This is a genomic window from Sneathiella chinensis (assembly GCF_012720115.1).
GTDB classification, from domain to species: Bacteria; Pseudomonadota; Alphaproteobacteria; order Sneathiellales; family Sneathiellaceae; genus Sneathiella; species Sneathiella chinensis.
Window position 1 is genome coordinate 750,958 of sequence record NZ_VNWN01000004.1, and the last position, 6,066, is coordinate 757,023.

6 protein-coding genes are annotated in these 6,066 nt (G+C 57.0%); all 6 read left to right on the forward strand.

Translation table 11 applies throughout. The features are described 5' to 3' along the window. Nucleotides 1-2 precede the first annotated feature (2 nt). The 6 genes from FQB27_RS10060 to FQB27_RS10085 all read left to right on the forward strand — a co-directional run bounded on the left by FQB27_RS10060 (nucleotide 3) and on the right by FQB27_RS10085 (nucleotide 6,058). Nucleotides 3-1,088 (forward strand): adenylate/guanylate cyclase domain-containing protein, encoded by a 1,086-nt coding sequence (locus FQB27_RS10060; RefSeq protein WP_169560883.1) that lies wholly within the window; start codon nucleotides 3-5, stop codon nucleotides 1,086-1,088. 119 nt (nucleotides 1,089-1,207) lie between these two features. Beyond that, on the forward strand, nucleotides 1,208-2,152 hold the full coding sequence (locus FQB27_RS10065; RefSeq protein ID WP_169560884.1) for a 2-hydroxyacid dehydrogenase: 945 nt from the start codon (nucleotides 1,208-1,210) through the stop codon (nucleotides 2,150-2,152). A 220-nt stretch (nucleotides 2,153-2,372) separates the two neighbouring features. Beyond that, nucleotides 2,373-3,278, forward strand: coding sequence for an SDR family oxidoreductase (locus FQB27_RS10070; RefSeq protein WP_169560928.1), 906 nt, complete (start codon nucleotides 2,373-2,375; stop codon nucleotides 3,276-3,278). 18 nt (nucleotides 3,279-3,296) lie between these two features. Then, nucleotides 3,297-4,154, forward strand: coding sequence for a MaoC/PaaZ C-terminal domain-containing protein (locus FQB27_RS10075; RefSeq protein WP_169560885.1), 858 nt, complete (start codon nucleotides 3,297-3,299; stop codon nucleotides 4,152-4,154). 62 nt (nucleotides 4,155-4,216) lie between these two features. Continuing rightward, nucleotides 4,217-4,885, forward strand: coding sequence for a nitroreductase (locus FQB27_RS10080; protein ID WP_169560886.1), 669 nt, complete (start codon nucleotides 4,217-4,219; stop codon nucleotides 4,883-4,885). Between the two features lie 15 nt (nucleotides 4,886-4,900). Then, nucleotides 4,901-6,058, forward strand: coding sequence for an acyl-CoA dehydrogenase family protein (locus tag FQB27_RS10085; protein ID WP_169560887.1), 1,158 nt, complete (start codon nucleotides 4,901-4,903; stop codon nucleotides 6,056-6,058). The last annotated feature ends 8 nt before the right edge of the window (nucleotides 6,059-6,066 follow it).

A 6,066-nucleotide genomic window follows, 5' to 3' on the forward strand; every position in this document is an offset into this window, starting at 1 on the left:
CCATGTCCATTGCCGCAATCAATGAACAGCTTCTACGGGCCATCGGGGTCGGGATCGCCCTGCTGGATGCCGCAGACCTGACCTTCAAGTTCCAGAACGATACGTTTCAGGACTGGTTTTCCCCGGACAGTTCCCAACCCACCCTTGAAGACTTACTACCGCAACTGGATGTGGAGGTCATGAAAAGCCAGATTGCGGAAACCGGCAACTACACCATTGAGTTTAGCTTCAAGAAAAAGCGCCGAACCATGATTTTCGCGGCGGATTTCAGTTCCGCCATGGAAAATGATCATCCCCTGTTTGTCATGGTCTGCCAGAACATCTCCCGCATTCGGGAAATGGAATCCATGATCGACAGCTATTCCAAGATGGTGGAGCGCAACACCCGCGAACTGAAACGAGAGAAAGAGCAGGTTGAAAAACTGCTCCTGAACATGATGCCCCGCTCGGTCTATGAGGAATACAAGACCTTCGGTGTGGTGACACCCACCCTGTATGATCCGGTAACGGTATTGATGCTCGATTTTGTGGGCTTCACGGAAATGGCGGTCTCGACCGATCCCAGTGTAACGGTCAGTGAACTGAACGATATCTACAGCGCCTTTGATCGGATCGGCGAACAGTTCGGATGTGAACGGATCAAGACGATCGGGGATGCCTATATCACGGTGGCCGGGATGCCGGAACCGACCCCCGATCATGCCATGGCCATCGCCAATACGGCCATCCGGTTTGTCCGCTACCTGAAACGGCGCAATGAAGGGCACCCCAATACCTGGCTGTGCCGGATCGGGATTGCCTCCGGCTCGGTGGTGGGGTCGGTCGTTGGGATACAGAAATATGTCTATGACATTTTCGGGCCGGCGGTAAATCTGGCGTCCCGCCTTCAGGACTGTTCCGAATCCATGGAAATCACCATGAGCGAGCCGGTCTATAAAGCCATTCAGAACGAGTTTCTGGTGGAACCGGATGGCAGCCGGGTTCTGCGCGGCTTTGGTGAACAGCAGGTATACAAGCTGAGAGACAACCGTATCGAATTCCGGGGACAGGCCTTTCCGGGGTTGGGCGGTGATACGGAAAGTATTTGAAATTCCCATGGCCGGGTGGCTACCATATCCCTGATACCCGAATAACAGTGAGGTCTTGTGCCATCGCACAGGGCAGGGCGCTGTAGAATAAACAACGGTAGAGTAACAGGATCAAGGCCATGCATACCCCCATTCCCTTTGTCGGTCAGGTCTCCCCGGAGGAGGAGCGTTTGTGGCTGTCCGCCCTGTCCGCCGCCCTGCCGGAAGAACAGATCGTTCCCCTGGCATCGCTGGACGAAGCCCAGCGGGATGCGGCCCGGATTGCCATTGTTGCCAACCCGAACCCGGCGGATCTTGCAACCCTGCCCAATCTTGAATGGATACAGAGTGTCTGGGCCGGGGTGGAGCGGATGCTGGCGGAACTTGCCGATCGTCCGTTTCAGATTGTCCGTCTGGTGGACCCGGAACTGGCCCGCACCATGGCAGAAGCCGTACTGGCCTGGACCCTTTATCTGCACCGGGATATGCCGGCCTATGCGCGGCAGCAGAAAAGCAGGGTCTGGCAGGAACGGACCTATCTGAAACCATCGGATAAAACGGTTGGCATTCTCGGAGTTGGCAATCTGGGCAAGCAGGCGGCAGAAAGTCTCAAGGGCGCGTGCTTCAATGTTATTGGCTGGTCGCGAAGCCCGAAATCCTTGCCGGGGGTGGAAACCTTGTCCGGCGCGGGCGGGCTTCATCATCTGGTGTCACGCTCGGATATCGTCGTCTGCCTGCTGCCCCTGACACCCGAGACGCGCGGCCTTATCGATCAGGCTGTTCTTGGTCGCTTCAGGAAGGGAAGCGGCTTTATCAATTTTGGCCGGGGGGCGGTTGTGAACGCAGATGACCTGTTGGCAGCGCTGGATCAGGGGAGGCTTGATCATGCGGTGCTGGATGTTTTCGAACAGGAACCATTGCCTGCGGATCATCCGTTCTGGGATCATCCAGGGGTGACCGTGCTGCCCCATATCTCGGCCCCGACCGACCGGGAAACCGCGTCGCGGATTGTTGCCTGCAATATTGGGGCGTTCCGGCAAGATGGAACCCTGCCGGAAACCGTTGACCGGAAGCGCGGATACTGACCGCCAGCGGTCCTTTGTGCAGACCTTTTTTGCGGGTTTCCGCCGGTCTGGCGGGGCAGGGGAAAACTAATACTTGCAAAATAGTAAGCTAGCGAACTATTTTGTCAGGGCATGACTTGTTATCGTGCCGGGAATTCGGCAAGCCTTCCAAACCGGGAGGGGGCTGCCGTATAAAACAAGAAACAAGAACAAGAATGGAAACGAAATGTCTGAACAGAACATGCTTGACGGTAAAGTCGTCGTTGTAACAGGCGCTGGCCGGGGAATTGGCCGGGCAATCGCCATCATGGCGGCCTCTCGCGGTGCACGGGTTGTTGTGAACGACCTTGGCGGAACCGAGCAGGGCGACGGTGCCGACCAGATTCCGGCCCTTGAAGTCGTCAAGGCCATTACCGATGCCGGCGGCGAGGCGATTGCCAACTTTGGTAACGTGGCCAATGCCGACGATGCCGGACAGATGATCGAGGATGCCCGCTCCAACTTCGGCCGGATCGACTGTGTTGTGAACAACGCCGGTATCCTTCGGGACGTGATCTTCCACAAGATGACCGAAGAACAGTTTGATTCCGTGATCTCCGTTCACCTGAAAGGCAGCTTCAACGTCTCGCGGGCGGCCGCGCCGTATTTCCGCGAACAGAGCAGCGGTTCCATGGTTCACATGACCTCCACATCCGGGTTGATCGGTAACTTCGGTCAGGCCAACTATGCAGCGGCCAAGCTGGGGATCGCCGGTCTGTCCCGCTCCATCGCGCTGGACATGAGCCGTTTTGGCGTGCGTTCCAACTGTATCTCTCCGTTCGCATGGTCCCGCCTGATTGGCACCATTCCTCAATCAACAGATGCAGAACGGGAACGGGTCAAGAAAATCCAGCAGATGACCCCGGAAAAGATTGCTCCGCTCGCCGTATATCTGCTCAGCGATCAGGCCAGCGACATCACCGGCCAGATTTTTGTGGTTCGTAACAACGAAATCTGCCTGATGAGCCAGCCGCGTCCGATCCGCAACCTGCAGACATCCGAAGGCTGGACACCGGAAACCGTCTCCGCACGGGTAGGCCCGGCCATTCAGTCCTCCCTTGTTCCGCTGGAACGCTCCGGCGATGTGTTCAACTGGGATCCGGTCTAATCGGGGAGGGCGCGATCAATGGCGATTGATTATGACAAGCTGGTCAACTGGAAGTTTGACCCGATTGAACAGCACTACACATCAAAGGACAGCATCCTCTACGCATTGGGCGTCGGGGTGTCCATGGACCCGCTGGATATGGATCAGCTCCGCTTCACCTATGAAGAGGATCAACTGGCCCTGCCAACCATGGCGGTTGTTCTGGCCTATCCGGGCTTTTTCCTGAAGCAGCCGGAATTCGGTGTGGATTGGGTGAAGATCCTGCACGGTGAGCAGGGCATCCAGATTCACAAGCCGCTTCCGGCCGCCGGCCATGTTGTGGGTGAAAACCGGATTACCGAAATCATCGACAAGGGCGAAGGCAAGGGCGCTTTGATCTTCTCCGAGCGGAAAGTCTATGACAAGCCGACCGGCGATCTTCTCTGCACCCTGACCTCCACCACCTTTGCACGGGGGGATGGCGGTTTCGGCGGGCCGAAGATCGAGGCTCCCAAGCCCCATGCGGTTCCAGATCGGGAGCCGGACAGCGTGGTAGAATTGCCGACCCTGCCACAGGCCGCACTGATTTATCGCCTCAGCGGGGACTTCAACCCGCTGCATGCGGATCCGCGTGTGGCCGAGGCTGCGGGCTTCAAGGCACCTATCCTGCACGGTCTTGCCACGCTGGGCGCGGCTGGGCATGCGATCCTGAAGGACGCCTGTGGCTATAACCCCGACCGGTTCGCGTCCTTGCGGCTTCGGTTTACGTCTCCGGTCTATCCCGGAGAAACCATTGTGACCGAAATCTGGAAGGACGGGCAGGATGTCTCTTTCCGCAGCCGTGTGAAAGAACGGGATGTCGTGGTTCTCAACAACGGCCATGCTGTTGTAAAATAAATGAAGTCTTCCGCCCCGCCCGGACTGGTTTCGGGCGGGGTCCCTTGTGCAGGAGTTTCCCCTTGAAAGTTACAGAAGCGATCAAGAGTCGCAAATCCGTCCGTCAATTCAGTGACCGCCCCGTTTCCGAGCAGGATCTCCGTGACATTCTGGAGACCGCCAAATGGGCGCCGTCCGGTGGCAACCTTCAGCCGTGGAAAGTACAGGTCCTCGCTGGTGCGCCGCTTCAGGCCCTTGTCGATGATGTCCGCCAGAAGCTGATGAGCAATGTTCAGGAAGAACCGGAATATCATGTCTATCCGCCGGAACTGACAGAACCCTATCGGACCCGTCGCCGGGTGGTGGGTCAACAGCTTTACGAACTGATCGGTGTCCCGCGGGAGGATACACCGGGCAAGCTGCGTCAGTTGGCCAAGAATTTCGAATTTTTTGGCGCGCCTGTTGGGCTTTTCTTTGTCATCGATCGCCAGATGGAAATCGGCCAGTTCGCCGATATGGGCATGTTCATGCAGAATATCATGCTGTTGGCACGGGAAAAGGGCCTGCATACCTGCCCGCAGGAAGCATGGGCCCGCTGGCCGCAAACCCTGATCAAGCATCTGGATCTGCCGGACAATGAAATGGCGTTTTGCGGAATGGCTCTTGGTTATGAAGATGAAAGCGCCATTATCAATACACTGCAGTCCGAGCGCGAGGACTTCGGCACCTTTATCACCATGAACGGTTTCTAGGACTGGAGAAAATCGATGGATGAGAAGGACATTATCGAGCAGATCAGGCAGACCGTTCGCAATCTGTGTGCTCAATTTCCGGGTTCCTATTGGCAGGAAAAGGACCGTGAGCGGGCCTATCCGACGGAATTCGTCGCCGCATTGACGGAGGCGGGGCTGCTGTCCTCCCTCATTCCCGAGGAATATGGCGGGGCCGGTTTGCCGCTGTCTGTGGCCTCCGCCATTCTGGAGGAGATTCATGCCGCCGGTTGTAACGGTGCGGCCTGTCATGCGCAGATGTATACGATGGGAACGCTGCTGCGTCATGGCAACGAAACGCAGCGCAAGACCTTCCTGCCGAAAATTGCCACCGGGGAATTGCGCCTTCAGGCCTTCGGTGTGACCGAACCCACGGCAGGCACGGATACCACAAGTATCAGCACCATGGCCGTTCGGGACGGGGATGAATATGTGATCAATGGCCAGAAAGTCTGGACATCGCGGGCGGAATATTCCGACCTGATGATCCTGCTGGCCCGCACCACACCGAAGGATCAGGTCAAGAAACGCTCCGAAGGGCTGTCCGTCTTTCTGGTGGATATGCGAAAGGCGGTTGGTAATGGCATGACCATTCGCCCGATCCGCACCATGATCAACCACGGCACCACGGAAGTGTTCTTCGATAATCTCCGAATTCCGGCAGACAGCCTGATCGGTGAGGAAGGGATGGGCTTCAAATATATCCTGACCGGCATGAATGCAGAACGCATCCTGATCGCGTCCGAATGTATTGGCGATGCCCGCTGGTTTATTGAAACCGCTTCCAATTATGTCCGTGACCGCAAGGTCTTTGGTCGGCCCATTGGTCAGAACCAGGGGGTCCAGTTCCCAATCGCCCGTTCCTATGCCCAGATGGAAGCGGCCCGTTTGATGGTCGAAAAGGCCTATCGCCTTTATGATGACGGAAAGCCGTGCGGCGCCGAGGCCAATATGGCCAAGATGCTGGCATCGGAAGCTTCATGGGCGGCGGGCGAGGCCTGTCTTCAGTCCCATGGCGGTTTCGGTTTTGCCGAGGAATACGATGTGGAACGGAAATACCGCGAGACTCGCCTCTATCAAATCGCACCGATTTCGACCAATTTGATCCTCTCCTATCTGGCGGAACATGAATTGAAGCTGCCCCGATCCTATTGATCGGGCTT

What these genes read in the sequence shown, in the direction of transcription:
- FQB27_RS10060 (WP_169560883.1), top strand. Translation starts at nt 3, where the DNA reads ATGTCCATTGCCGCAATCAATGAACAGCTTCTACGGGCCATCGGGGTC.
- FQB27_RS10070 (WP_169560928.1), top strand. Translation starts at nt 2,373, where the DNA reads ATGCTTGACGGTAAAGTCGTCGTTGTAACAGGCGCTGGCCGGGGAATT.
- FQB27_RS10085 (WP_169560887.1), top strand. Translation starts at nt 4,901, where the DNA reads ATGGATGAGAAGGACATTATCGAGCAGATCAGGCAGACCGTTCGCAAT.
- FQB27_RS10065 (WP_169560884.1), top strand. Translation starts at nt 1,208, where the DNA reads ATGCATACCCCCATTCCCTTTGTCGGTCAGGTCTCCCCGGAGGAGGAG.
- FQB27_RS10075 (WP_169560885.1), top strand. Translation starts at nt 3,297, where the DNA reads ATGGCGATTGATTATGACAAGCTGGTCAACTGGAAGTTTGACCCGATT.